This window comes from Actinocrinis sp. (assembly GCF_035653575.1).
Classification (GTDB): domain Bacteria; phylum Actinomycetota; class Actinomycetes; order Streptomycetales; family Catenulisporaceae; genus Actinocrinis.
Genome location: NZ_DASRBQ010000071.1, coordinates 1 through 24,266 on the forward strand (window position 1 = coordinate 1; position 24,266 = coordinate 24,266).

At 71.0% G+C, this 24,266-nt stretch carries 25 protein-coding genes; 9 read left to right on the forward strand and 16 right to left on the reverse strand.

Translation table 11 applies throughout. From position 1 onward, the window contains the following. The coding region (locus tag VFA06_RS10250; RefSeq protein WP_324840231.1) for a hypothetical protein at positions 1-199 on the forward strand (199 nt) is incomplete at its 5' end. 30 nt (positions 200-229) lie between these two features. On the opposite strand, the gene VFA06_RS10255 is transcribed toward VFA06_RS10250, so the two are convergent. Together VFA06_RS10255 and VFA06_RS10260 are read right to left on the reverse strand one after the other, a co-directional pair. Beyond that, positions 230-2,056 (reverse strand): ABC transporter ATP-binding protein, encoded by a 1,827-nt coding sequence (locus VFA06_RS10255; RefSeq protein ID WP_324840232.1) that lies wholly within the window; start codon positions 2,054-2,056, stop codon positions 230-232. After that, entirely contained in the window at positions 2,053-3,915 is a 1,863-nt protein-coding gene (locus VFA06_RS10260; protein WP_349260144.1) for an ABC transporter ATP-binding protein, read from the reverse strand. Before VFA06_RS10260 ends, VFA06_RS10255 begins: the two co-directional genes overlap by 4 nt. Before the next feature lie 292 nt (positions 3,916-4,207). On the opposite strand from VFA06_RS10260, the gene VFA06_RS10265 reads away from it, so the two are divergent. Together VFA06_RS10265 and VFA06_RS10270 are read left to right on the forward strand one after the other, a co-directional pair. Next, on the forward strand, positions 4,208-4,858 hold the full coding sequence (locus VFA06_RS10265; RefSeq protein WP_324840234.1) for a TIGR03085 family metal-binding protein: 651 nt from the start codon (positions 4,208-4,210) through the stop codon (positions 4,856-4,858). 137 nt (positions 4,859-4,995) lie between these two features. Further along, on the forward strand, positions 4,996-6,576 hold the full coding sequence (locus VFA06_RS10270) for a serine/threonine-protein kinase (protein ID WP_324840235.1): 1,581 nt from the start codon (positions 4,996-4,998) through the stop codon (positions 6,574-6,576). 1 nt (position 6,577) lies between these two features. Here the strand turns inward: VFA06_RS10270 and VFA06_RS10275 are convergent, their stop codons facing one another. The 3 genes from VFA06_RS10275 to VFA06_RS10285 all read right to left on the reverse strand — a co-directional run bounded on the left by VFA06_RS10275 (position 6,578) and on the right by VFA06_RS10285 (position 9,694). Beyond that, positions 6,578-8,035 (reverse strand): aldehyde dehydrogenase (NADP(+)), encoded by a 1,458-nt coding sequence (locus tag VFA06_RS10275; RefSeq protein ID WP_324840236.1) that lies wholly within the window; start codon positions 8,033-8,035, stop codon positions 6,578-6,580. A gap of 19 nt (positions 8,036-8,054) precedes the next feature. Next, positions 8,055-8,858, reverse strand: coding sequence for an NAD(P)-dependent oxidoreductase (locus VFA06_RS10280; RefSeq protein WP_324840237.1), 804 nt, complete (start codon positions 8,856-8,858; stop codon positions 8,055-8,057). A 71-nt stretch (positions 8,859-8,929) separates the two neighbouring features. Beyond that, the gene (locus VFA06_RS10285) at positions 8,930-9,694 is read right to left on the reverse strand and encodes an IclR family transcriptional regulator (protein WP_349260145.1); all 765 of its coding nucleotides are present in this window, start codon (positions 9,692-9,694) and stop codon (positions 8,930-8,932) included. A gap of 208 nt (positions 9,695-9,902) precedes the next feature. Here VFA06_RS10285 and VFA06_RS10290 point away from each other — a divergent pair, with 208 nt between their 5' ends. Together VFA06_RS10290 and VFA06_RS10295 are read left to right on the forward strand one after the other, a co-directional pair. Continuing rightward, positions 9,903-10,838, forward strand: a complete 936-nt coding sequence (locus VFA06_RS10290) for a 5-dehydro-4-deoxyglucarate dehydratase (protein WP_324840239.1) — start codon at positions 9,903-9,905, stop codon at positions 10,836-10,838. Continuing rightward, a complete protein-coding gene (locus VFA06_RS10295; protein WP_324840240.1) occupies positions 10,835-12,013 on the forward strand; it encodes a hypothetical protein in 1,179 nt (392 codons plus the stop codon). Before VFA06_RS10290 ends, VFA06_RS10295 begins: the two co-directional genes overlap by 4 nt. 85 nt (positions 12,014-12,098) lie before the next feature. On the opposite strand, the gene VFA06_RS10300 is transcribed toward VFA06_RS10295, so the two are convergent. The 9 genes from VFA06_RS10300 to hisD all read right to left on the reverse strand — a co-directional run bounded on the left by VFA06_RS10300 (position 12,099) and on the right by hisD (position 19,515). Beyond that, positions 12,099-13,382, reverse strand: coding sequence for a glucarate dehydratase family protein (locus VFA06_RS10300; RefSeq protein WP_324840241.1), 1,284 nt, complete (start codon positions 13,380-13,382; stop codon positions 12,099-12,101). Positions 13,383-13,502: 120 nt separating this feature from the next. After that, positions 13,503-14,273, reverse strand: a complete 771-nt coding sequence (gene hisF, locus VFA06_RS10305) for an imidazole glycerol phosphate synthase subunit HisF (RefSeq protein WP_324840242.1) — start codon at positions 14,271-14,273, stop codon at positions 13,503-13,505. Further along, positions 14,270-14,665 (reverse strand): RidA family protein, encoded by a 396-nt coding sequence (locus tag VFA06_RS10310; RefSeq protein ID WP_324840243.1) that lies wholly within the window; start codon positions 14,663-14,665, stop codon positions 14,270-14,272. The genes hisF and VFA06_RS10310 overlap by 4 nt, the downstream gene beginning before the upstream one ends. Beyond that, a complete protein-coding gene (gene priA / locus VFA06_RS10315) occupies positions 14,665-15,399 on the reverse strand; it encodes a bifunctional 1-(5-phosphoribosyl)-5-((5-phosphoribosylamino)methylideneamino)imidazole-4-carboxamide isomerase/phosphoribosylanthranilate isomerase PriA (RefSeq protein ID WP_324840244.1) in 735 nt (244 codons plus the stop codon). Before priA ends, VFA06_RS10310 begins: the two co-directional genes overlap by 1 nt. Positions 15,400-15,446: 47 nt before the next feature. After that, positions 15,447-16,079, reverse strand: a complete 633-nt coding sequence (gene hisH / locus VFA06_RS10320; protein WP_324840245.1) for an imidazole glycerol phosphate synthase subunit HisH — start codon at positions 16,077-16,079, stop codon at positions 15,447-15,449. Positions 16,080-16,110: 31 nt separating this feature from the next. Then, positions 16,111-16,272: a hypothetical protein gene (locus VFA06_RS10325; protein WP_324840246.1), complete on the reverse strand. Its 162-nt coding sequence runs from the start codon at positions 16,270-16,272 to the stop codon at positions 16,111-16,113. Continuing rightward, complete coding sequence (gene hisB, locus VFA06_RS10330) at positions 16,269-16,877, reverse strand: imidazoleglycerol-phosphate dehydratase HisB (RefSeq protein ID WP_324840247.1); 609 nt, start codon at positions 16,875-16,877, stop codon at positions 16,269-16,271. The genes VFA06_RS10325 and hisB overlap by 4 nt, the downstream gene beginning before the upstream one ends. Beyond that, positions 16,874-17,995: a histidinol-phosphate transaminase gene (locus tag VFA06_RS10335; protein ID WP_324840248.1), complete on the reverse strand. Its 1,122-nt coding sequence runs from the start codon at positions 17,993-17,995 to the stop codon at positions 16,874-16,876. The genes hisB and VFA06_RS10335 overlap by 4 nt, the downstream gene beginning before the upstream one ends. Next, complete coding sequence (gene hisD / locus VFA06_RS10340; RefSeq protein WP_324840249.1) at positions 17,992-19,515, reverse strand: histidinol dehydrogenase; 1,524 nt, start codon at positions 19,513-19,515, stop codon at positions 17,992-17,994. Before hisD ends, VFA06_RS10335 begins: the two co-directional genes overlap by 4 nt. Positions 19,516-19,731: 216 nt before the next feature. On the opposite strand from hisD, the gene VFA06_RS10345 reads away from it, so the two are divergent. From VFA06_RS10345 to VFA06_RS10360, 4 genes are all read left to right on the forward strand, one after another. Next, complete coding sequence (locus VFA06_RS10345; protein WP_324840250.1) at positions 19,732-20,394, forward strand: LON peptidase substrate-binding domain-containing protein; 663 nt, start codon at positions 19,732-19,734, stop codon at positions 20,392-20,394. A gap of 52 nt (positions 20,395-20,446) precedes the next feature. Then, positions 20,447-20,953, forward strand: a complete 507-nt coding sequence (gene ybaK / locus VFA06_RS10350; RefSeq protein WP_324840251.1) for a Cys-tRNA(Pro) deacylase — start codon at positions 20,447-20,449, stop codon at positions 20,951-20,953. Positions 20,954-21,106: 153 nt separating this feature from the next. Further along, a complete protein-coding gene (locus VFA06_RS10355) occupies positions 21,107-21,361 on the forward strand; it encodes a type II toxin-antitoxin system prevent-host-death family antitoxin (protein ID WP_324840252.1) in 255 nt (84 codons plus the stop codon). Positions 21,362-21,363: 2 nt separating this feature from the next. Then, positions 21,364-21,624, forward strand: a complete 261-nt coding sequence (locus tag VFA06_RS10360) for a Txe/YoeB family addiction module toxin (RefSeq protein ID WP_324840253.1) — start codon at positions 21,364-21,366, stop codon at positions 21,622-21,624. A 42-nt stretch (positions 21,625-21,666) separates the two neighbouring features. Here the strand turns inward: VFA06_RS10360 and VFA06_RS10365 are convergent, their stop codons facing one another. Both VFA06_RS10365 and VFA06_RS10370 read right to left on the reverse strand, forming a co-directional pair. After that, positions 21,667-23,313 carry an ABC transporter permease gene (locus tag VFA06_RS10365; protein WP_324840254.1) on the reverse strand — a complete coding sequence of 549 codons (1,647 nt, stop codon included), beginning with the start codon at positions 23,311-23,313 and terminating at the stop codon, positions 21,667-21,669. Next, the gene (locus VFA06_RS10370; RefSeq protein WP_324840255.1) at positions 23,310-24,257 is read right to left on the reverse strand and encodes an ABC transporter ATP-binding protein; all 948 of its coding nucleotides are present in this window, start codon (positions 24,255-24,257) and stop codon (positions 23,310-23,312) included. Before VFA06_RS10370 ends, VFA06_RS10365 begins: the two co-directional genes overlap by 4 nt. Positions 24,258-24,266 lie beyond the last annotated feature (9 nt).

Consider the following 24,266-nt stretch of genomic DNA (forward strand, 5'->3'; position numbering starts at 1 on the left):
GATTCCGTCCTTCGTCTTGGCGATCGGCTCGAAGGATTTCACGTCGCTGCCGCGATACCTCGGCGCGCTGTTCCCGTGCCTGGTCGCGGCGGCACTGATCACGCGTCGCCGGTGGCAGTGGGCTGCGATGCTCACGGTCAACTGCGGCTTGCTCCTGTGGGCGACGTACTACGTCTTCTCCTTCTACATCGTGCCCTGATCGGCTAGCCGCACGGCCGGCCGGGCCGGTTCAGGCGGCCTGTGCTTGGCGCGCCCACGAGGCGTGCAACCGCGCGTAGACGCCGTCCTGTGCGACCAGCTCGCGGTGCGATCCGCGCTCGACCAGTTCTCCCGCGTCGAAGACCAGCACTTCGTCCGCGGCCTGGGCGGTGGAGAGCCGGTGTGCGATGGCCACGGTCGTGCGGCCGCGGGTCAGCTCGTCGAGCGCGCGCTGGATGCGCAGCTCGGTGGCCGGGTCCACGGCCGAGGTCGCCTCGTCGAGCAGCAGCAAGTCGGGGTCGGCGATGTACGCGCGGGCCAGCGCGACCAACTGCCGCTCCCCCGCCGACAGCGACTCGCCGCGCTGGCCGACCTGCGTGCCCGCTCCGGCCGGCAGCCCGGCGAGCCACTCGCCGAGGCCGAGCCGGTCAAAGGCCGCCGCCACCTGTTCGTCCGTCGCGCCGGGAGCGCCGTAGCGGACGTTGTCGGCGATCGTGCCGTCGAAGAGGAAGCCGTCCTGCGGCACCATGACCATCCGGCGGCGCAGCTCGTCGAAGCCGATCCGGCGCAGGTCCACGCCGTTGATCAGCACTCTGCCCTCACTGGGGTCCATCAGCCTGGTCAGCAGCTTGGCGAAGGTGGTCTTGCCGGAGCCGGTCTCGCCGACCACCGCGACCCGGGCCCGCTGCGGAATCTGAACGCTGATGTCGCGCAGGACCGGCGGCCCGCCCGGGTACGCGAAGCCGACCCGCTGGAACTCGACCCGCACCGGCCCGCCCGGCAGCGGCTCGGCCAGCCCGTGCGCGCCGGGGTCCGGGACATCGGGCTCTGATTCGAGCAGCCCGATCACCCGCCGCCAGCCGGAGATCGCGTTCTGCGCCTCGTTGAGCACCTCGACGCCCCACTGCACCGGCGTGATGAACAGCGAGACCAGGAACAGCATCGCGATCAGCTGGCCCGCGGTGATGTGTCCCCCCACGCCGAGTGCGACGCCGACGACGACCACGCCGGCGTTCGCCAGTCCGGCGGCGACCTCGCCGGCGCTGAAGGTGCCGACGATGACCGCCTGCGCGCGTACCTGGGCGGCGCGCGTGGCGTTGACGGCCTCGTTGATCCGGCGGCCGGTGCGCTCCTCGATGCCGTACGCGCGCACGACCGGCGCGCCGACCAGCGACTCGCTGAACGCGCTGAGCATGCGGCCGATCGACTGGCGCACCGCGTTGTACCGGGCACCGGTGCGCCGCTGCAGGAACCGCATCGCGGCGAACAGTGGCAGGAAGCAGAGCCAGACCAGCAGGGTCAGCTGCCAGGAGTAGCTGCCCATCACGACGGTGGCCAGGAACATCTGGGCGACGCTGATGAACAGCATCAGGCCGCCTTCCTGGATGAAGTTGGTGATGGTGTCCACGTCGGAGGTCACCCGCGAGACCAGCGCGCCGCGCTGCTCGGCCTGCTGGTGCAGCACGGACAGCTCGTGCACGTGCCGGAACGCCTTGATGCGCAGCGTGGAGAGACCGGATTCACTGGCGCGGTAAAGCCGCCGGTTCATCGTGTACGCGGCGAGGGTCGTCATGACGACCGCGAGTGCGGCGAGGCCGGCCATGACCCGCACCTCACCGGTGTCCACGCCGCCGGGCGCGTCGAAGCCGTGGTCCACCGCCTGCTGCACGGCGATCGGGATGACGATGCGGCCGACCGTCGCGAGGAAAGCCAGCAGCATGGTCACGCCGATGCCGCGGGTGAACTCGGGCGAGAGCCGCAGTCCCTTGCGCACGATGGAGAGCGGACTGCCGGAGGCCTCGCGGACCAGCACGATCTCGGGAGCGCCCGGCACCGCTTGCTCGATGGTGGCGGTCATGCGACCGCTCCTTCCAGGTCCTCGTCCTCGATGGCGTCGTCCTCGATGGCGTCCGGGTCGACCTCCGACGCGGCGGCGTCTTCGGCGGCGCGCGCGTAGGCCGTGATCAGGTCGCGGTATCCGGCGCAGCGTTCCAGCAGTTCCTCGTGCGTGCCGCGATCGGCGATGACGCCGTCGTCGAGGAAGAGGACCTCGTCGGCGAGCGCGACCGTGGCCTTGCGGTAGGCGATGACCACGACGGTCGCGCCGAGAGCGTTCTGCTTCAGGCCGCCGAGGATCGCCGCTTCGACGCTCGGGTCGACCGCCGAAGTGCAGTCGTCGAGAATCAGCAGCCTGGGATGCCGCACGAGGGCGCGGGCGAGGGCCAGGCGCTGCCGCTGGCCGCCGGAGAGGGTCGTACCGCGCTCACCGATGACCGTATCCAGCCCATTGGGCAGCGCGTCGACGAACCGCTCGGCCTGCGCGATGCGCAGAGCGGCACGGATTTCGGCCTCGGACGGGTCGTCGCCGAGCCCGACGTTGGCACGCACCGTGTCGCCGAACAGGAAGGTCTGCTGCGCGACCAGGGCCACCGCGCGCGGTACCTCGCCCTTCGCCAGCTCGCGCAGGTCGGTGCCGTCGAGCCGGATCGCGCCGCCGGTCGGGTCGGCGAGGCGGGCCAGCAGCGTGGCGAGCGTGGACTTGCCGGAGCCGGTGGCGCCGACCAGCGCGACGGTGCGGCCCGGCTCGATGCGGGTGCTGACGCCGCGCAGCACCGGAAGGTCCGGTGCGGATTCGTAGGCGAACTCGACCCGGTCGAACTCGAGCGCGGCCGGACCGGCGTCGCGGGCGAGCCGCGCCTTGCCGTATTCGGTGTGTTCCTCGGCGCTGAGCACCGCGCGGACGCGGCCGAAGCCGACGACGCCGCGCGGCAGGTCGCCCAGGACCCAGCCGATGGCGCGGATCGGGAAGGCCAGCAGGGTGATGAGATACGCGATGCTGACCACGTCTCCGGGCCGGCTCTGGCCCTGGGCCACGCGGGTCGCGCCGATCAGCAGCACCGCGAGCACGCCGAGGTTGGGCAGCGCTTCGAGCATCGGGTCGAACAGGGAGCGGGCGCGCCCGGCGTTGATGTTGGCGTCGCGCAGGGCGCGGGTGCGCGCGGCGAACCGCTCGGTCTCCGATTCCTCGCGACCGAGCGTCTTGACCACCAGCGCGCCGTCGAAGGACTCGTGTGCGACCTCGGCGACGTGCGCGCGAAGTTCCTGCGCGCGGGCGAAGCGCGGCCCCGCGTAGCGGGTGTAGACCGTGTTCAGCACGATGACGGCAGGGAAGAGCAGCACGCCGACGAGGGCGAGCACGGTGTCGGTGAGGAACATGTCGACCACGGCCAGCAGCAGCATGACGATCACGCCGAGGGTCATCGGCAGCGGGTTCATCGGCTGGAACGCCATCTCGACGTCGGAGTTGGCGTTGGAGAGCAGCTGGCCGGTCGGGTGGCGCTGATGCCAGCTGAGCGGCAGGCGCAGATAGGCGTCGCTGACCTTGCGCCGGAACTCGGCCTGCGCGCGGAAGACCACCACTCCGGCGAGCAGGCGCCGCCCGAAGATGCCGATCACCTTCGCTATCGCCACGCCGATGATCAGCAGGCCGGCGGCGGCGAGGCCGGTTCCCGGGGCCGAGCCGCGATGCAGGTCCGGCAGCACGACGTGGTTCGTCGCCCAGCCGATCGCCCAGGCGGAGCCGACGGTCATCGTGCCGTACAACGCGCTTCCGGCGACGGCGGCCGCGAAAACGCGCGGCGCGCTGCGGATCGCGACGCCCAGCACGCCGAGGCCCTGCCGGAAGGGGGAACGTCCGGGCGTGCCGCCCTGCGCCAGATCCGTGGTGTTCTGCTCTGCGTCGGCTTGGCGGCTTCGGCTGGGCAAGCCGATCTCCCCTCGGTTCAGGCGCGCCTGCGGGCTGGCGCGTGCGTGCGGCGTTCGACTCTAATGCGACAACAACGGCGCGGTATAGGAGATTTCCGATCGGAGCCCCTTACCCGCTCCGGGCGGCGCGTTCGTCGCACAGCGTGTGTGATCCCGGTATTCTGCGCGGCGAGCACCGTTGCCGCCTGGAGGTTCGCTCGCACCACCGACACTGCAGCCCTACCAACACCGCGGGAGTAGCAGCATGAACGGGTTCGCACGTGAGGAACGCGAGGCGCTGGCCGACACGCTGGTGCGGGTCGGGCCGGACGCGCCGACGCTGTGCACGGGCTGGAGCGCCGCCGATCTCGCGGCCCATCTGGTCATCCGCGACTCGAGGCCGCTGGCCGCGGCCGGGATTATCATCAAGCCCCTGTCACCGATCACGCGGCGGGCGCAGAACGCCGTCAAGCAGCACACCCCGTACCTGGACCTGGTCGAGCGGGTACGGAAGGGACCGCCGCCGTGGTCCGTCTTCCGCCTCGGCGCGATGGACGCGGCGGTGAACACGGTGGAGTACTTCGTGCACCACGAGGATCTGCGCCGGGCGGTGGGCGATCCGCCGCGCGAACTGGACCTGGTGAACTCGGACGAGCTGTGGAACCGGCTGCGCCGGCAGGCGAGGCTGGCCTTCCGCTCGGTGCCGGTCGGCGTGACCCTGGTGCGCGCGGAGAACGGCGAGGGCCCGCGGCAGACCGTGGTCGCGAAGGCCGCCACCCCGCTGATGGTCACGGTGACCGGGCCGGCCGGTGAACTGGTCCTGTTCGCCAGCGGCCGCAAGGAGGCCGCGCACGTGCAGCTGACCGGAGACGACGCGGCGGTCAACCGGCTGCGCTCGGCCAAGCTCGGGATATGACAAGATCAGTCAGACCTGCCCGTCCCCGGCCTCCCGGCACCGGGGGCGCACCGTTTCCCCGCGCTGCCCACGGGTAGCTGGATTCCGGCCGGTGCGAGCAGGGTCCTGAGATCAGCCGGGAGCGCGGTTGGACCGAAGTGACTGAGACGAACGATCTGATCGCGGGCCGCTATCGCCTGCTCGCCCAAGTCGGCACCGGCGGCATGGGCGTGGTGTGGCGGGCGCGCGATGAGGTGTTGGGGCGGACGGTAGCGCTCAAAGAGCTCATGGTGCGCTCGACGACCGGCGGCGCCGGCCTCGGCGACGAGGGCACGCGGCGGGCGATGCGCGAAGCCCGCATCGCGGCGCGGCTGCACCACCCGAACGTGATCGGCGTATACGACATCGTCGACCACGACGGCCGCCCGTTCCTCGTCATGGAGTACCTGGAGTCGCGCAGCCTGGCCCAGCTGATGGCCGCGGGAGTGCTGCTCCCCCCGCACGAGGTCGCCCGTATCGGCGCCCAGCTGGCCTCCGCCCTCACCGCCGCGCACAACGCCGGCATCGTGCACCGCGACGTCAAACCCGGCAACGTCCTGCTGGCGGAAGACGGCGAGGTGAAGCTCACGGACTTCGGGATATCCCGGGCCGTGGGCGACACCACGGTCACCGCCAGCGGCCTGCTGCTGGGAACGCTCGGCTACATCGCGCCGGAGGTCGCCCAGGGTCAGCCTGCTGATTCGCTCAGCGACGTCTACTCGCTCGGCGCGACGCTGTACGCGGCCGTCGAAGGCCAGCCGCCGTTCGGGAATACCGAGAACGCGGTCGCGCAGCTGTACCGCATCATCCACGAGGAGATCATCCCGGCGCGCCATGCCGGTCCGCTGGAGCCGGTGCTGCTGTGGATGCTCTCGCGCGATCCGACGCTGCGGCCGGCGATGCCGCACGCGGAGCGGGCACTGAAGGCACTGGAGACCGCGCCCGAAGACGCGGTACCCGCGGAACCGGAGCCCGAGCAACCCGCCGCCGCCCGCACGACGCCTTTGGTGGCAGCCGCCCCGATACCCGCCGATCGGCCCTACGCCGACAGCCCCGCGCCAACACCGCCGCCTGCTGTCCCAGCGGCCGCCTCCTCGGAACCCGCGCCGCGAAAGCGCTTCGCTCTCGGGACGCGCCGTCGCGCGGTGATCGCGGTGCTCATCGCGGCGCTGCTTCTCGCGCTCGGCGGATGGGGGCTCTCCGTCGCGCTCGGCGGCCACTCGACCACAGCGAAGGCCGGGGCGAGCACACCGACCAGCCACGCCGCGGCCTCCACCGCCGCTGCGCCGTCCGCGTCGTCGCGGCCGTCGAACCCGAGCGGTTCGAAGAGCTCTGCGTCTCCTTCCGCGTCGGCCACGGCCGCGTCGGCTCCGGCACAGAGCCGCGCGGATCAGCTGACGTCGACGATCATCGCCTACTACCACCTGGTGCCGGGGAACCTCAGCCAGGCGTGGCCCTGGATGACTCCCGACTACCAGCAGAACCACGCGGGCGGCTGGTCGGGTTACCAGTCGTTCTGGTCGAAGATTCAGCGCGTCACGGTCTCCGATGTGACCGCGACGCTGCCCTCCACCGTGACGGCGACGATCGACTACTACTACAAGGACGGCTCGTTCGCCAAGGAACGCACCCAGTTCGGCCTGCTCTTCGATCAGGGACGGGGCCGCTGGTTGATCGCCAGCTCCTCGGTCCTCGGCTGAGTCAGCGCAGTTCGTCCGGCAGCAGCTCCGGCGGGAAGTCCTGGTAGACCACCGGGACGAGCCACCGGTCGATCGCCGCCGCGCCGACCGAGGTGTACGCGGGCGTGGTGGTCGCGGGGAACGGACCGCCGTGCTGCTGCGCGTAGGTGACCGCGACGCCGGTCGGCCAGCCGTTGAAGATGACCCGGCCCGCGCGCTCCGCCAGCAGCCGTCCGATGCGCCGGGCCTCCTGGACGTCGTCGCCATCGAGGTCCGCGTGAATGGTCGCGGTGAGGTTGCCGCCGCTCTCGTTCTCGATCACGTCGATCGCGTCGGCCGGGGCGGCACCGACCACGACCACGCCGACCGGGCCGAAGTGTTCCTCGGTCAGCAGCTCGCTGCTTTCCCGGACCGCGTCGGGCGTGGTGCGGTACACCTTGGGTGCCGCGGACCACGGGCCCTCCCCGGCCTTGCCGCTCGCCAGAAGGCTGACATCGCCGCGCGCGCCGAGTTCTTCGACCGCTGAGACGTAACCGGCGTGGATGCGCTCCGAGAGCATCGGGCCGCCGGTGGTCTGCGCGACCGCCGACTCGATGGCTTCGAGCAGTTCCGGTACGTCGGGGACGAACAGCACGCCGGGGTTGGTACAGAACTGGCCGACGCCCTGGGTCAGCGAGGCCGCGTAGCCGCGCGCGATGTCCTGTGCCTTGCTGCGAGCGGCGCCGGGGAACACGATTACCGGGTTGACCGAGCCGAGTTCTCCGTAGAACGGGATCGGCTGCGGCCGCTCGGCGCACAGCTTGGCCAGGGCCAGGCCGCCGCGGGTCGAACCGGTGAAGCCGACGCCGCTGAGCAGCGGGTGCTGCACGAGGGCGACGCCTTCCTCCATGCCGAATACGATGTCGAATACGCGCTCCGGCGCGCCCGCCTTCTGCAGTGCTTCGCGCACCAGCTCGGCGGTGCGCAGCGACGTGCGCGGGTGCGCCTCGTGCGCCTTCACGATCACCGAACAGCCGGCCGCGAGCGCCGAGGCGGTGTCGCCGCCGGCCACCGAGAACGCGAACGGGAAGTTGGACGCGGCGAACACCGCGACCGGGCCGATCGGGCGCTTGATCCGGCGCAGGTCCGGCCGCGCCGCCTCGGCGTGTTCGATCACGATGCCCTGATACGAGCCATCCCGCACCACCTCGGCGAACAGCCGCAGCTGGCCGGTGGTGCGGGCCACCTCGCCGGTCAGCCGGGTGGTGCCGAGCGCGGTCTCCGAGTCGGCGAGCGCGACCAGCTCGGTGACGTGCGCGTCGAGCGCGTCGGCGACGGCCTCCAGCGCGGCCGCGCGGGCCGCGCGGCTGGTGTCGCGCCAGGTCTCGAAGGCTGCGAACGCCGCCTGCACAAGCGCGTCGACCTGCTTGGTTCCGGTCGCGGGCACCGGGTCGCCGACCGGGCCGCCGGTGCGCGGGTCGTGCCCCTGGATGCTGTTCATCGCGTATCCGTCCTCATCGTCACAGGTTGTCGGCGTCCAGGTCAGGCAGCGTGAACTGGCCGCCAAGATGCTGGAAGACCGGGTCGTCCGCCGGCAACTCGCCCTGCTCGGCAAACAGCTCCCTGGCGAAGACCTCGGCGTCGTCCTTCGACTCGTACCCGAGCTCGCTGGCGCCCTTGAGGGAGACCCAGCCGCCGCGGGTGTTCGCGGAGACCCCGTAGACGATCTTGTAGCCGGGCTTCTCCGCCGCGAGGCAGGCCTCGAACAGCCGGGCGCAGTCGTCAGGCGACAGCCAGGTGGACAGGGCGCGCTGGTTCGGCGGCTTCGGGAAGCAGGACAGGATCCGGATGCAGATCACGTCGAGGCCGTAGCGGTGGTGGTAGAGCGCGCCGAGCGCTTCACCGGTGACCTTGGACACGCCGTAATACGTGTCCGGCAGCGTCTGCACCGACTCGGGCAGCGGGTACTCGTCGGGGGTGTGGAAGCCGACCGCGTGGTTCGAAGAGGCGAAGACGACCCGCGGCACACCGGCCCGCCGCGCGGCCTCGAAGGCCTTGTACGTGCCGTCGATGTTCGTCTCCAGGATGCGCTCCCACGGTGCCTCGCCGGACTTGCCGCCGAGGTGGATCACCGCGTCGACGCCCTCGCAGGCCGCGGTGAGCGCGGCCAGGTCGGTGACCGACGCGCGGACCGTCTCCTCGCCCGGCCCGGCTTCGAGCGGCTCGATGTCCAGCAGCCGCAGCGTGCGCCCCGGACGCGCCATGCGCGAGCGCATCGCGCTGCCGATCCCGCCTGCCGCGCCGGTGATCAGAATCGTGGACAACGATCCACCCGCCTTTCGTCGCACCGCGTTTCTTGCGGTTTCTTGCGCTGTGAGTGTGTGAATGCTCGAAGTCAGGGCCGTAGCAGGAAACTTAGTTGCCCGGCGTGTCTGCGGACCGCGTCCAGCACCTGCGCGGCGTGGTCGGGATCGTCGAGCCGCGCGTACGGCACCGAGCAGCTGATCGCGTCGATCGGCGGGAGGCGGTACTCCAGCGCGACCGCGAAGCAGCCGAGACCGGGGGTGTTCTGGCCGCGCTCGGTCGCGTAGCCGCGCTCGCGGACCAGGGCCAGCTCGGCGAACAGCGCGGCGCGGTCGGTCACGGTCTGCGGGGTGAGCGGTTCGAGCTTGGCCGGCAGCAGGGCGTCCACCTCGGCGTCGGTGCGGCCGGCCAGCAGCGCCTTGCCGAGCGCGGTCGCGTACGCGGGCACCCGGCGGCCGACCCGCGAGGTGAGCCGCAGGTGATGCGCCGATTCGCGGCTGGCCAGGTAGACCACGTCGGCGCCGTCGAGCCGGGCCAGGTGCACGGTCTCGTTGACCTCGGTGCGCAGCTCCTCGAGCATGCGGGTGGCGGCGCGGATCACCGGGTCGCGGTCGAGATAGGAGGTGCCGACCAGCAGGGCGCGCACGCCGATCGAATAGCCGGTGCCGCGCCGGTCGGTCTCGACCCAGCCGCGCGCCACCAGGGTGCGCAGCAGCACGAAGAGGCTCGACTTCGGGTACGACAGCTCGCGGTGGATCTCGCTGAGCGTCAGCGGTTCGCTATAGCCGGCCAGCAGTTCGAGTAGTTCGATGGTGCGGTCCGCGGACTTCACCGCTCCGGTCCCGACGGGCACCACGGGTGCGGCCGGGGCGGCAGAGCCGTCCGCTTTCTCGTCGGCCGCCTGCGCCGCCGTTCCGCTCTGCTTCACCGCTCCCCTCTCCCTCGCCATGCCGTCAAACGCCGCTCTTCGTCTAGCCGCCGTTGATGTAACTGCTTCACCGCTTCGGCCACTGCCCATCCTCACACGCTCGGCAAGCGTTCACAAGTGAGACTACTATTCATGCATGCGAACACCTCAGACGCCGCTCGGCCGCCTCGACGGCCTGCTGTTCTTCCCGGTCACCGCCTTCGCCCCGGACGGGTCCTTCGATCCGGCGGGTTATCGGGCGCATGTCGAGGCCAGGCTGGCCGCGGGGCCGGCGGCGGTGTTCGCCGCCTGCGGCACCGGGGAGTTCCCGGCGCTCGCCCCGGCCGAGTACGAGGAGTGTGTCCGCGTCGCGGTCGATGCGGCGAGGTCCGCAGGAGGGACGGTACCGGTGCTCGGCGGCACCGGCTACGGCACCGCGCTGGCCGCCGAATACGCGCGGGCCGCCGAGCGCGCAGGTGCGGACGGTCTGCTGGTGTTCCCGCCCTCCGGGGCCGACGGCGGACAGGCCGGACTGATCGCGCACTACCGGGCGCTCGCCGCGGCCACGCCGCTGGACCTGATCCTGTATCAGCGCGACCAGTTGGTGTTCGCTCCGGAAACGGTGGTCGAGCTGGCCGCGGTGCCGAACATCATCGGGCTCAAGGACGGACGCGGCGACCTGGACCAGATGCAGCGGATCGTCAGCGCCGTGCGTACCGCAGGTGTCGAGGACTTCCAGTACTTCAACGGCATGCCTACCGCCGAGGCCACGCAGCGGGCCTACCGAGCGATCGGCGTGCCGCTCTATTCGTCGGCGGTCTTCTGCTTCGCCCCCGACATCGCGCTGGCGTTCCACGGCGCGCTCGACAAGGGCGACGCGGCGACCCTCGACAAGCTGATCGACGTGTTCTTCCGGCCGTACGTGGAGCTGCGCCGCAGGCATCCCGGGTACGCGGTGTCGCTGGTCAAGGCCCTGACGGTGGCGTCGGGGCACGCGGTCGGCGGCGTGCGCGCTCCGCTGACCGAGCCGGCTGCGGCGCACGTCGAGGATGCGTGGGCGCTGGTCGAGCAGGCCCGGGAGGCGCTGGCATGAGCGGCGCCGGGGTGTACTTGTATCCCTGGGACGCGGTTGGCGATCCGGGCTGCGCGGAGCGGATAGCCGGTCTCGGCGTGGACCGCGTGTTGCTCGCGGCCGCGTATCACACCGTCAGAGCCCTGACTCCAGCGCACCCGGAGCACAAGGTCGTCACGGCCGATCACTCCGCGGTCTACTACCAACCGGATCGGGCGCGGTGGAGCGGCCGTGAGGTGCAGCCGGTCGTCGCGACCTGGGCGCCGGGCTCCTTCCACGAGGGCGCGCAGGCTCTTCGCAGTGCGGGGCTTAAGGTCTATGCCTGGACCGTGCTGACGCACAATCAGCGTCTCGGCACGGTTCATCCGGAGATCTCTGTCGTCAACGCGTTCGGGGATCGCTACCCCTGGGCGTTGTGCGCCGCGAATCCGCGGGTGTACGAGTATGCCTCGACGCTCGCCGCAGAGGTGGCCGCGCTGCCCGAGGTGGACGGCCTGGAGCTGGAATCCTGCGGCTGGTACGGCTTCGAGCACCTGCACGCACACGACAAGACCGGCTCGTCCGCGCTGCCGGCGCAGGCCAGAGAACTGCTGTCGTTGTGCTTCTGCGCGGCGTGCGAGATCGACTACGCGAATGTCGGCATCGCTCCGGCGTGGCTGCGTGACCAGGTGCGGGAAGCGCTTGAACCGGTCTTCGCGGGCAGTCCCGGCGCGTTAGACGACGCCACGATCGCAACGCTCGAACCCACGCTCGCGCCGGTCCACGCGGTGCGCGAGGCTGCGGCGGATCGGTTCCGGGCCGAGGTGATCTCGGCGGTGCGTGAAGCACGTCCCGAACTCCCGATCCTGCTGCACACGCATCCGGACCCGCGTCGGATCGGGGCGAATCCGGGCGCTGACCCGGCGAGTCTGTTCGCGCAGTCCGTGGGCCCGGTGCTGCAGTGCTGGGGTCCGATCGACGACGGGGCCGCGACAGTGTCCGCTGTCGCGCAACAGGCTCCGGATGACGTGCCGGTCGTCGCGTCGCTGCTGGCCGTAGCCAACATGGGCGGGCGCGTCGACAGCCTGGCGAAGGACGCGGTCCGGCTGCGGGACGCGGGCGCGAGCGAGTTGCGGTTCTACCACGCCGGTTTGGCGTCAGCCGGCGACTTGAACGCGATCCGTTCGGCCACGACGGCCTGGAACGAGGAGTCGTAGCCGTAGCCGTGGCGTCCTGCCTGCCCGACGTATCTGACACGCCATGCGCCGCTCCCGGCCGTTGAACCGCCGATCGCCGCAGCGCTCAGAACCGCGGCCGGTGCGTCGGCCAGCTCGGGTCCGCGCGCAGCATCGCGGTCTTGTCGTCGCGGCTGCGCAGGCCACAGGCGAGGTACTGCTCGTGCAGCCGGGCGAGGGCGTCACGGTCAAGTTCGACGCCGAGGCCGGGGCCTTCGGGCACCGCGAGCGAACCCTGCGACCAGCGCAGCGCGCCCGGCTCGATGATCTCCTCCCGCTGCCACGGCGAGTGCGTGTCGCAGGCGTAGGTCAGGTTCGGGGTGGCGGCGGCCAGCTGCGTCATCGCGGCCAGGCTGATGCCCAGGTGCGTGTTCGAGTGCATGGACAGGCCCCAGCCGAAGGTGTCGCAGATCCCGGCCAGCCGCTGCGAGGCGCGGAAGCCGCCCCAGTAGTGGTGATCGGAGAGCACCACCGCGACCGAGTCGAGCGCGGCGGCCTCGGGGATCTCCTCGAAGCTGGTGACGCACATGTTGGTGGCCAGCGGGAGGGTCGTCTTGCGGGCGACTTCGGCCATGCCCGGGTTGCCCTCGGTGGGGTCCTCCAGGTACTCCAGCAGTCCCTCCAGCCGCGGGGTGACGCGCAGGGAGGTGGCGACGGACCAGTTCGCGTTCGGGTCGAGGCGCAGCGGAAGGTCGGGGAACGCGTCACGCAGCGCCGCGATCGCCTCGACCTCGGCCTCCGGTTCGAAGACGCCGCCCTTGAGCTTGAGCGAGCCGAATCCGTAAGTGTCCACCATCCGCCGGGCCTGGGTCACGATGCCGTCCGGGTCGAGCGCGGCGCCCCAGTCGTCTTCGGGATAGTCGTCGGGGACCGCGTGCTCGGGGTGCTTGGCCCAGCGGTAGAACAGGTACGCGCTGTACGGCACGGAATCGCGAACCGCACCGCCGAGCAGGTCACAGACGCGCAGGTCCGTCGCCTTGCCCTGGGCGTCATAGCAGGCGACTTCGAAGGCCCCGTAGGTCTGCGCGACGGTCTTCTGCCGCGAGGCGCGGCCGACCAGCTCGGTGGGGCTGCCCGGCGTGACCGCGCCCAAGGCGAGGGCGACCCGCCGGTTCAGCTCGTTGAGATCGAAGACGTCCACGCCGACGAGGGCGGGCGCCGCGGCGCGCAGGTTCGCCAGGGTCGGGTCGTCGCCATAGGCCTCGGCGAGGCCGGAAAGGCCGGCGTCCGTGTCGATTTCGATCACGGAGCGCAGCTGGTACGGCTCGTGCACGCCCGAGGCGTTGAGCAGCGGCGCGTCGAGCACGGCGACCGGGGTGACGGAGACGTGGGTGATCTTCGGACCTGCCATGCCTCCACCTTAGTTGCGAACCGCCGAGCCGGAGCCGGGAGGGCGCGCTTGTCCCGCCCGGCTGGACAAGCCCGAGGCGGCGTGCACTTGTCCCGCGCAGGAGGCAACGGAAGGCAGCGGTCAGCGAATCGGATACCCGGCGTCGCGCAGGCTGCGCTTGACCTCGCCGATGGACAGGTCGCCGAAGTGGAACACCGAGGCGGCAAGCACCGCGTCGGCTCCGGCGGCGACCGCCGGGGCGAAGTCGGCCAGTTTTCCGGCACCGCCCGACGCGATCACCGGGATGGTCACCTCGGCCCGGACCGCGCGGATCAGCTCCAGGTCGTAGCCGTCCTTGGTGCCATCCGCGTCCATCGAGTTCAGCAGCACCTCGCCGGCGCCGAGCTCGGCGGCGCGGCGGGCCCAGCCGATCGCGTCGATGCCGGTGGAGCGGCGGCCGCCGTGCGTGGTGACCTCGAAGCCTGACTCCGTGCTCACGCCGTCGGGACAGCGGCGCGCGTCCACCGACAGGACCAGCACCTGGCTGCCGAAGCGGTCGGCGATCGCACTGATCAGCTCGGGGCGGGCGATCGCGGCCGTGTTGACCCCGACCTTGTCAGCACCCGCGCGCAGCAGCCGGTCCACGTCCTCGACCGTACGCACTCCCCCGCCGACGGTCAGCGGGATGAAGACCTGCTCGGCGGTGCGCCGCACGATGTCGTAGGTGGTCTCGCGGTCGCCGGAGGAGGCGGTGATGTCGAGGAAGGTAAGCTCGTCCGCGCCGGCGGCATCGTAGGCGGCGGCCAGTTCGACCGGATCGCCGGCGTCGCGCAGGTTCGCGAAATTGACGCCCTTGACGACCCGTCCGGCGTCCACGTCCAGGCAGGGGATGACCCGCACGGCCAGGCTCATCGCAGAGCCTCCCGATAGGCGTCCAGCTCGACTTCGACGAGCATCTGAGGGTCGATCAGCTTGGAGACCACGACCATCGTCGCGGCGGGCCGTACCGCATCGAACAGTTCCTTATGCGCGCGGCCGACTTCCTCCATGTCGCGCGGGTGCACGACGTACATTCGCGTGCGTACGACGTCCGTGGGCGCAAAACCGGCTTCCTTCAACGCTTTGAGCGCGACGCTGAACGCCATGAGCGCCTGGTTGTACGGGTCGCCCTCGTGGTTGACGATGCCGTCCACGACGGCCGTGCTGCCGGAGACGTAGGCGTGCTGCCCGGCGACGACCAGCCGCGAGTATCCGAAGCGTTCCTCGAAGGGGCCGCCGGAGGCGTATCTACCGGGCAGGGCCATCAGGAAACCGCCTCCAGCGCCTGTTCGAGGGTGAATGCGCCCGCGTACAGGGCCTTGCCCACGATAGCGCCCTCCACACCGAGCGGGACGAGGCTTTGCAGAGCCTTGAGATCATCGAGGCTGGACACGCCGCCTGAGGCCACGATCGGCCGCTCGGTCGCCGCGCACACCGCGCGGTACAGCTCGACGTTCGGGCCTTGTAGCATCCCGTCCTTGTTCACGTCGGTGATCACGTACCGTGCGCAGCCCTCGCGGTCCAGCCGCCCCAGCGTCGCGAACAGCTCGCCGCCGTCGCTGGTCCAGCCGCGCCCGCGCAGCCGCCACTCGCCGTTCTCCAGCCGCGCGTCCAGGCCGACCGCGATCCGGTCGCCGTGCTCGGCGATGGCCTTGGCCACCCACGCGGGCTGCTCCATCGCCGCTGTGCCGAGGTTCACCCGCGTGCAACCGGTGGCCAGGGCGGCGCGCAGCGAGTCGTCGTCGCGGATGCCGCCGGACAGCTCGACCTTGACCTCCAGCCGCGCGACCACGTCGGCCAGCAGCTCGCGGTTGCTGCCGCGGCCGAACGCGGCGTCCAGGTCGACGAGGTGCACCCACTCGGCCCCGGACTGCTGCCAGGTGAGGGCGGCGGTCAGCGGATCGCCGTAGCTGGTCGCGGTCCCGGCCTCGCCCTGGACGAGCCGGACCGCCTGGCCGCCTTCGACGTCGACGGCTGGCAGGAGCTCGAGCTTCGGCATGTCTGCGCACTCTTCCTAACGCGGGGGCAAGGGCTTGAGCAGGCGGATCAGAGGGTGGACACCCAGTTGGCGAGCAGGGTCGCGCCCGCGTCGCCGGACTTCTCCGGATGGAACTGGGTGGCCCACAGCGCGCCGTTCTCCACGGCGGCGACGAACGGGCGCTCGCCGTACTTACACCAGGCGACCCTGGGAGTGCGCAGCGGCCCGGTGTCGTTGAGGTGCCAGTCCTGCACGGCGTAGGAGTGCACGAAGTAGAAACGGGTGTCCTCGGGCAGGCCCGCGAACATGCGGCTTTCCCCGGGAATCTCCAGCGTGTTCCAGCCCATGTGCGGGACGACCGGGGCGTCGATCCGCTCGACGGTGCCGGGCCACTCGGCGCAGCCCTCGGTCTCGACGCCGTGCTCGATGCCGCGCTCGAAAAGGATCTGCATCCCGACGCACACGCCGAGCACCGGGCGCCCGCCGGCCAGCCGGCGGCCGATGATCCGCTCGCCGCGCACGGACCGCAGTCCGTCCATGCAGGCCGCGTACGCGCCGACGCCGGGCACGAACAAGCCGTCTGCCTCGATCGCCGCGTTGAAGTCGGAGGTGACGGTCACCTCGACACCCTGCCGCGCGACCGCGCGCTCAGCCGACCGGATGTTGCCCGAGCCGTAGTCGAGGATCGCGACGCTCTTCACGGTGTCTTCTTCTTCATCGGAGGCGCAGCACTCACTTCCAGCGCAGCACGCCGGCCGCGATGGCCATCGCCGCGCACACGCCGAGGATCCCGATCAGCACTTTCGGCAGGCCCTGCTTGGCGAAGGAGATCACGCCGCCGATCAGGAACAGGCCGAGGAAGATCAGGAACGCGGCCGCGTAACTGCCGGTCATAGCACACCCTTTGTGCTCGGCACGCCGACGACCCGCGGGTCGAGCGCGCACGCGTCGCGCAGCGCCCGCGCGACCGCCTTGAATTGGGCCTCGACGATGTGGTGCGCATTGCGGCCGTACGGCACGTCGACGTGCAGGCAGATCTGTGCTTGCGCGACGAAGGACTCGAAGATGTGCCGGGTGAGGGTGGTGTCGTAGGACCCGATCATCGGGGCCATCCGCTCCGGCTCGCTGTGCACCAGGTACGGGCGGCCGGACAGGTCGACGATCGCGTGCGCGGCGGCCTCATCCAGCGGCACCCAGCAGTCGGCGAAGCGCCGGATTCCGGCCTTCTCGCCCAGCGCCTCGCGAAACGCGGTACCCAGCGCGATCGCGGTGTCCTCGACCGTGTGGTGCGAGTCGACGTGCAGGTCGCCGGTCGTTTTCACGGTCAGGTCGAACAGACCGTGCTTGCCGAGCTGGGCGAGCATGTGGTCGTAGAAGCCGATGCCGGTCTCCACGTCCACCGAGCCGCTGCCGTCGAGGTCGATCTCGACCAGGACGGTGGACTCCTTGGTGGCCCGCTCCACCCGGCCGATGCGACGGCGCGGGGAGTCGTCGCTCACAGAATCTCCTTCAGTGCGTTAAGGAACGCGCCGGTCTCTTCGGGTGTCCCGGCGGTGACACGCAGCATCCCGGGAAGCCCGACGTCGCGGACCAGAACGCCTCGATCCAGCAGCGCCTGCCAGACCGCCTTGCTGTCGCGGCGAGCATCACCACTCTCCGACGCGCCGTTCACCCCGAAAGCGACGAAGTTCGCGTCGGAGGGAACGACCGGGAGGCCGAGTGCGGTCAGCTCGCTCACGATCCGGTCGCGCTGCGCCTTTACCGCGTCCACAGTACCGAGCAGCGCATCGACGTGAGCCAGCGCGGTACGCGCTGCCGCCTGCGTGAGCGCGGAGAGGTGGTACGGGAGCCGCACGAGCAGCAGTGCGTCGATCACCGCCGGATCTGCGGCGAGGTAACCGACGCGCGCGCCGGCCATCGCGAACGCCTTGGACATCGTCCTGGTCACGATCAGCCGGGGGCGACCAGGCAACAGCGTCAGTGCCGAAGCCGTACCCGGCCGGAAGAACTCCGCATACGCCTCGTCGATCACGACGATGCCGGGAGCGGCGTCGACGACCGCCTCCACCAGTTCCATCGGCGCGGCCGTGCCGGTCGGGTTGTTCGGCGAGGTGAGGAAGACCACGTCGGGCTGGTGCCGCCGGATCGCGGCGACCGCCTTGGCCGGGTCGAGGCTGAAGTCGCCCTCGCGCGGCTCGGCGATCCAAGTGGTGCCGGTGGCCAGCGCGATCAGCCGGTGCATCGTGTAGGAGGGCTCGAACCCGAGCGCGGCTCTGCCGGAGCCGGCGAAGCACTGCAGGATCTGCTGGATGACCTCGTTGGAGCCGTTGGCGGCCCACAGGTTCGCGGCGGTCAGCCCGTGGCCGAGGTACTGGGCCAGATCCTTGCGCAGCTCGACCGCGTCCCGGTCCGGGTAGCGGTTGAGCGTGGTAGCCGCGGCGGTGACGGCGTCGCGCAGGTCGGCGATCAGCTCGGGCGGCGGCGGGTACGGATTCTCGTTCGTGTTCAGCAGCACCGGCACGTCCAGCTGCGGCGCGCCGTACGGGCTCAGCCCGCGCAGGTCGTCGCGGATCGGCAGGTCCTGCCAAGAGATCGGGCCGCCCTGGGTCGTGGTCACCAGCGCAGCTCCTGCTCGGTGCCGGCTTGCGGCGCGGAGTTGAAATCCGACGCCGGGTCGGGCTCCGGTGCGGGGTTGGACTGGGCCGCGGCCATCGGCCGCTGCGCCAGGCCCGAGTCCGCCGCCGGACCGCCCTCGGCGGCCGTGAACTCAGGATATTGCGACCCCAGATCGCCGTGCTGCGCCTGCGGCGGCTGCTGCTCGTGCGGGAAGCGGATCGTCACCGCCTCGCCGTGCGCCGGCAGGTCCTCCGCGTTGGCCAGCGCCACCACGTGGTGCGCGACCTCGCTGAGCGCCGCCTCGGTGTACTCGACGATGTGCACGCCCTTGAGGAAGGACTGCACCGAGAGCCCCGAGGAGTGGCAGGCGCAGCCGCCGGTGGGCAGCACGTGGTTCGAGCCGGCGCAGTAGTCGCCGAGCGAGACCGGCGAGTGCGGGCCGACGAAGACGGCGCCCGCGTTGCGCACCCGGCCGGCCACGACGCGCGCGTTCGAGGTCTGGATCTCCAGGTGCTCGGCGGCGTAGGCGTTGACCACGGCGAGTCCGGCCTCCAGATCGTCGACCAGCACGATCGCGGACTGGCGGCCGCCGAGCGAGGCGGCGATGCGCTGGCTGTGCTTGGTGGCCGGCACCTGCCTGGCCAGTTCGAGCTCGACCGCCTCGGCGAGCGCGACGGCGTCGGTGACCAGCACCGCGGCGGCCAGCGGGTCGTGCTCGGCCTGGCTGATCAGGTCGGCGGCCACGTGCGCCGGGCTCGCGGTCAGGTCGGCCAGGATCGCGATCTCGGTGGGCCCGGCCTCGGCGTCGATGCCGATGCGGCCCTTGAGCAGCCGCTTGGCCGCGGTGACGTAGACGTTGCCGGGGCCGGTGACCAGGTCGACCGGTGCGCAGCGGGTCGCGCCCTCGCCCGCGCCATACGCGAACATCGCCACGGCCTGCGCGCCGCCGACTGAGTAGACCTCGTCGACGCCGAGCAGCGCGCACGCGGCCAGGATCGTCGGGTGCGGCAGGCCGCCGAACTCCTTTTGCGGCGGGGAGGCGACGGCGATCGCGCCGACCCCGGCGACCTGCGCCGGGATCACGTTCATGACTACCGAGGACGGGTACACGGCCCGGCCGCCGGGCACGTAGAGCCCGACCCGGTCCATCGGGATCCAGCGTTCGGTGACCGCGCCGCCGGGCACGACCTGGGTGCGCACGTCGCGGCGCTTCTGGTCGGTGTGCACCTTGCGGGCGCGCCGGATCGACTCCTCGAGCGCCGCGCGGACCTGCGGGTCCAGGGTGGAGAGCGCATTCGCCAGCGCCTCGCGGGAGACCCGGACCGACTGCAGATGGACGCCGTCGAACCGCTCCCCGTATTCGATCAGCGCCGCCTCGCCGCGGACGCGCACGTCGTCGCAGATCGGCCGCACGGCCTCGACGGCCGTCTCGACGTCCAGTTCGGCCCGCGGCACCAGGGTGCGCAGGTCGAGGGAGCCCCCGAGCAGGTCCATTCCCCGCAAATCGATACGAGTGATCACCTGCCCAGTGTAGTTCCACTGGTCATGGCCGTCGCCGAGTATTCCGCCCTGCGGACGATCAGCCGAGCCGCACGAGTGACCGGATCGTGATCGTCCGTGTCCGGTTCGGGGCTCAGGCCCCCGCGTCTCCGAGACGACGGGAGGCGTGTGCGGGGTAACCGGTGTTGCCGGTTGTGTCGCCTGCGTACGTTCAGCTAAGCGCTCTAGGCTAGGCGCATGGCCACCACGCTGCCGCTCTTCCCCCTGGGATCGGTGCTCTTTCCGGGCGTGGTGCTGCCCCTGCACATCTTCGAACCGCGCTACCGCAAGATGGTTGCGGATCTGCGCGAGCTGCCCGAAGGCGAGGCGCGGCAGTTCGGGGTCGTGGCGATCCGGGACGGCCGGGAGGTCGGCGCGCAGTCCGTGGAGAGCGTGTACGACGTCGGCTGCACCGCGCGGATCTCGGCACTCGAGGCGCACGACGACGGCCGCTATTCGCTGGTGACGACCGGCGTGCAGCGGTTCCGGCTGCTGGACGTGGACACCAGCGGGGCGTACCTGATCGGCGAGGTCGAGTATCTGGAGGAGCCCTCGGACGCGCGGGCCGAGGCGCTGAAGACATCGAGCACGGCGTTGCTGCTCGGCTATCAGCGCGCGCTCGCGGGACTGCGCGGGGTGCGCACCGGCAGCATCCCGGAACTGCCGGACGACCCCACCGTGCTGTCGTACCTGATCGCCGCGGCGATGGTGCTCGACCTGCGGGACAAGCAGCGGCTGCTGGCCACGCCGGACACGGCGAGCAGGCTTCAGCGGGAACAGGCCCTGTTGCGCCGGGAGACCCTGCTCATCAAGGAGCTGCGAACGCTGCCGGCCGTGGATCTGCTGCGCCGCGATCGCTAGGCGCCGATAAACCGCCTGCGGCCGGGGCCGTGATGAACGCTAAGCTCCCGGCATGGCGAACAAGGCGGCGTCCAAAGGTGCGACATCAAAGGGGACTCCGGCGACCGTGGCGTTGACGCAGGCCAAGGCGGCGTTCGAGGTGCACGCCTACGATCACGATCCGGGCGCTCAGTCGTATGGCACCGAGGCGGCCGAGGCCATGGGTGTCCCGGCCGAGCGGGTGTTCAAGACCCTGCTCGCGGACGTGGACGGCAAGCTCGTGGTGGCCGTGGTACCCGTTTCAGGCCAGCTCGACCTCAAGGCCCTAGCGGGCGCGGTCGGCGGCAAGAAGGCGGCAATGGCCGACCCGGCGGCCGCGGAGCGGAGCACCGGCTACGTCCTCGGCGGCATCTCGCCGCTCGGCCAGCGCAAGAAGCTGCCCACCGTGATCGACGAATCCGCCCTCGAATACGAGACGGTGTTCTGCTCAGCGGGCAGGCGAGGCCTGGAGATCGAGCTCGCCCCGGCAGATCTGGTGCGGCTCACCTCCGCGCGCACCGCCGCGATCGGCCGGGACTGAGCCGACAGCCCGCGGCCTAGTGTCCTGACTCAGGACACTAGTGCGTTCCCGGCGCGCGCCGACAAAGGCTCAGCCAGAGAGCGACGCGGAACCGCCCGGCGCCCGATCCATGTGGTACCATATCTGGTACAAGTCACTTGGAAGGTGATCATCGTGTCCATTACCGCCAGTGAGGCTCGACGTCGCCTGTTTCCGCTGATCGAAGAAGTCAACAGCGATCGAACCGCGGTGGAGATCGTCTCCAAGCACAGCAGCGCCTACCTGGTCTCGGCCGCGGAGTACGAGGCGCTCCTGGAAACCGCTTATCTCCTGCGTTCTCCCGCCAACGCTCGCAGGCTGATCCGTTCGTACCAGGAAGCCCTGGAGGGCCGGTTCGAGCACCGGGACCTGCTGGAGACCGAGGGCTAGCGGTGAAGCTTGCATTCACACCGACCGGATGGGACGACTACGTTCACTGGCAAACGGCCGACCGGCAGATCCTCAAGCGGATCAACCGGCTCATCGAGGACGCGCTGCGCGATGCGTACGCGGGGATCGGCAAACCCGAGCCGCTCAAGCACGCCCTGGCCGGAGCCTGGTCACGTCGCATCACTGAAGAACATCGTTTGGTCTACCTTCCCACCGAAGGCGAACTGATCATCCTTCAAGGGCGATACCACTACGAGGACTAACGCCGGGGTCGCGGCTGACGGTGAGCGCTACGCCGCCGAGCTTCAGCCGAGTTCAAGGTCCCGGCGGCGGAAGGCCGCGAGCCCGAACGCGATGAGCGCGCCGCCGACCAGCGCCAGCCATCCGAGCGGAGTCCAGGCGAACGCGCCGCCGGGTACTTTCGGCACATGCGTGAATGGTGAGACGTCCATCACCGCCTGACTCAGCTTCAGCACCGGTCCGAGCTGGCCGAGCAGCAGGAAGACGGTGAGCGCTGCCCAGGCGACGGCCGCGTATCGGGGCAGCGCGCCGAACAGCGCCACGGCGATCGCCGCGGCGATGATCGCGGCCGGCCATTGCGCCAGCGCGCCGCCGATCAGTCGCGGCAGCTGGCCGGATACGTCATGCGTGCGCAGGCCGTGTGCGAGCCCCACACCGAAACCGCCGACCGCCAGCAGCACGGCCGTGCCCAGGAGCGCGGAACCGACGTGGCTGGCCGCCCAGTGGACCCGTCCGATCGGCGTGGCCAGGAGGGGCTCTGCGCGACCGGCGCTTTCCTCGCCGCCCGCGCGCAGCGTCGTCTGCACCGCGTAGACCGACGCGACCAGGCCGAAGATGCCCGCGCAGGCAGCCAGGTAGGCATCGACGAGCCCTTGCTGTCCGCCCATCTCATTGATGATCTTGACCATCTGCGCGCTGGAGGTCAGCACGCCGCCGATGTCCTTGGCGATGTAGCCGATCACCAGGCCGCCGAGGAGGAATCCGACCGACCAGCCGAGCAACGCGCCCCGGTGCAGCCGCCAGGCCAAGCCGAACGGGCCGCCCAGATCGCGGCCGGCGCGCTCGGCCCCGTCGCGGGTCGCCAGCACTCCGAAGCCAAGGTCGCGGCCCGCCGCGAGCCGAACCGCTACCAGCGTGAGCAGCAGGGCGCATGCCAGCGGTGGCGCGAGGACCCACCAGCGGTTCGCGCCGTACGCGTCGACCCGCTCGACCCACCCGAGCGGCGTGCACCACATCAGCCAGCCGTAGCCGCTCGCGTCGGCGGCGGCCCGCGCGAGGAAGGAAGCGCCGAGAACCGCGCACGCGATGCCGTTGGCAGTGCGTGAACTCTCCGCGATCTGCGCGGTGACGGCGGCCAGGCCCGCGAAGAAGCAGCCGCAGCAGCCGAGCGCGAGGCCGAGCGCGAGCGCCCCGGGGAAGGTGCAGCCGAGGAACGGAAGCACGACGCTCGTACCCAAAGCCACGCCCAGGTTCGCGACGAGCGCGACGCTGAGGGCCGAGGCGAGCGGTGCGCGGTGGCCGATCGCGGTCGCTCCGAGCAGCTCCTGTCGTCCGGTCTGCTCTTCGGCGCGGGTGTGCCGGACCACGAGCAGGATCGACATCACCCCGGCGAGGGTCGCCGCCAGGACCGCGATACGCCAAGCGGTAATGCCGCCGAGCGAGGTCGAGCTGACCCGGCCGTAGATCGCGATCGTCGATGGCGTCGCGTTGATGACCGCGGCGAATTCCCTGCGCGAGGACTCGGTGCCGTAGAGGTTCTTGAAGCTGTACGCCGTCGAGGCCGAGGTGGCGAGCAGCGCGTAGACCCACACCGGCAGCATGATCCGGTCGCGGCGCGCGGCGAGCCGGAGAAGCACGCGGGTGCCGGCGAACGGGCTCGCCTGCCACGTCCGCGAACGCGCGGCCGGCGCAACAGACGCGTACGTGCTCATCGGACCGCCGCCGCCTGATCGTCCTCGACCTGAGGCTGCTGCGTCGCGTAGTACTTGATGAATAGCTCTTCGAGTGTCGGCGGGCGGCTCGTCAGGGTGCGTACTCCGGCCTCGGTCAGCGCGCGCAGCACCGTCTCCAGCGCCTCCGGGTCGGCTTGGCAGCGGACCGTCGCGTCGTCGAGGGCGAACTCGTGCACACCGGGTGCGCCGCCGATCCGCGCGGCGAGGTCGACCGTCTGCGCGTGGTCCAGCTCGGCCACGATCGTGGTCCGGGACAGGTGCCGCAGTTCGGCGAGGCTGCCGGTGTCCACGGTGCGCCCGGCGCGGATGATCGAGACTCGATCGCAGAGCTCTTCCACCTCGGAGAGGATGTGGCTGGAGAGCAGGATGGTCGCCTCGCGCTCGCGCGCCTGCGCGACGCACTGCCGGAACACCGCCTCCATCAGCGGATCGAGGCCGGAGGTCGGCTCGTCCAGGATGAGCAGCTCGGGCTCCCCGGCGAAGGCCGCGATCAAGGCGACCTTCTGCCGGTTGCCCTTGGAGTAGGTGCGGCCCTTCTTGCGCGGGTCGAGCTCGAAGCGGTCGATCAGTTCGTCGCGACGTTTGGCGGAGAACCCGCCGCGCAACTCGCCGAGCAGGTCGATCGCCTCTCCGCCGGTCAGGTTCGGCCAGAGGGTGACGTCGCCGGGCACGTAGGCGAGGCGCCGGTGCAGCGACACCGCGTCACGCCAGGGGTCGCCGCCGAGCAGGCGGACGGTGCCGGCGTCCGCGCGCAGCAGGCCGAGCAGGACGCGGATGGTGGTGGACTTGCCGGCGCCGTTCGGACCGAGGAAGCCGTGCACCTCGCCCCGCTGCACGCGCAGGTCCAGTCCGTCGAGGGCGCGGGTGCGCCCGAAGTCCTTGCGCAGTCCGGCGATCTCGATCGCCCCGGTTTCCTGCGTCACCGCCGCCCC

What these genes read in the sequence shown, in the direction of transcription:
- VFA06_RS10345 (WP_324840250.1), top strand. Translation starts at nt 19,732, where the DNA reads ATGGCCACCACGCTGCCGCTCTTCCCCCTGGGATCGGTGCTCTTTCCG.
- VFA06_RS10275 (WP_324840236.1), bottom strand. Translation starts at nt 8,035, where the DNA reads ATGAACAGCATCCAGGGGCACGACCCGCGCACCGGCGGCCCGGTCGGC.
- VFA06_RS10295 (WP_324840240.1), top strand. Translation starts at nt 10,835, where the DNA reads ATGAGCGGCGCCGGGGTGTACTTGTATCCCTGGGACGCGGTTGGCGAT.
- VFA06_RS10365 (WP_324840254.1), bottom strand. Translation starts at nt 23,313, where the DNA reads ATGAGCACGTACGCGTCTGTTGCGCCGGCCGCGCGTTCGCGGACGTGG.
- VFA06_RS10325 (WP_324840246.1), bottom strand. Translation starts at nt 16,272, where the DNA reads ATGACCGGCAGTTACGCGGCCGCGTTCCTGATCTTCCTCGGCCTGTTC.
- VFA06_RS10300 (WP_324840241.1), bottom strand. Translation starts at nt 13,382, where the DNA reads ATGGCAGGTCCGAAGATCACCCACGTCTCCGTCACCCCGGTCGCCGTG.
- priA (WP_324840244.1), bottom strand. Translation starts at nt 15,399, where the DNA reads ATGCCGAAGCTCGAGCTCCTGCCAGCCGTCGACGTCGAAGGCGGCCAG.
- VFA06_RS10310 (WP_324840243.1), bottom strand. Translation starts at nt 14,665, where the DNA reads ATGGCCCTGCCCGGTAGATACGCCTCCGGCGGCCCCTTCGAGGAACGC.
- ybaK (WP_324840251.1), top strand. Translation starts at nt 20,447, where the DNA reads ATGGCGAACAAGGCGGCGTCCAAAGGTGCGACATCAAAGGGGACTCCG.
- hisF (WP_324840242.1), bottom strand. Translation starts at nt 14,273, where the DNA reads ATGAGCCTGGCCGTGCGGGTCATCCCCTGCCTGGACGTGGACGCCGGA.
- VFA06_RS10290 (WP_324840239.1), top strand. Translation starts at nt 9,903, where the DNA reads ATGCGAACACCTCAGACGCCGCTCGGCCGCCTCGACGGCCTGCTGTTC.
- VFA06_RS10255 (WP_324840232.1), bottom strand. Translation starts at nt 2,056, where the DNA reads ATGACCGCCACCATCGAGCAAGCGGTGCCGGGCGCTCCCGAGATCGTG.
- VFA06_RS10265 (WP_324840234.1), top strand. Translation starts at nt 4,208, where the DNA reads ATGAACGGGTTCGCACGTGAGGAACGCGAGGCGCTGGCCGACACGCTG.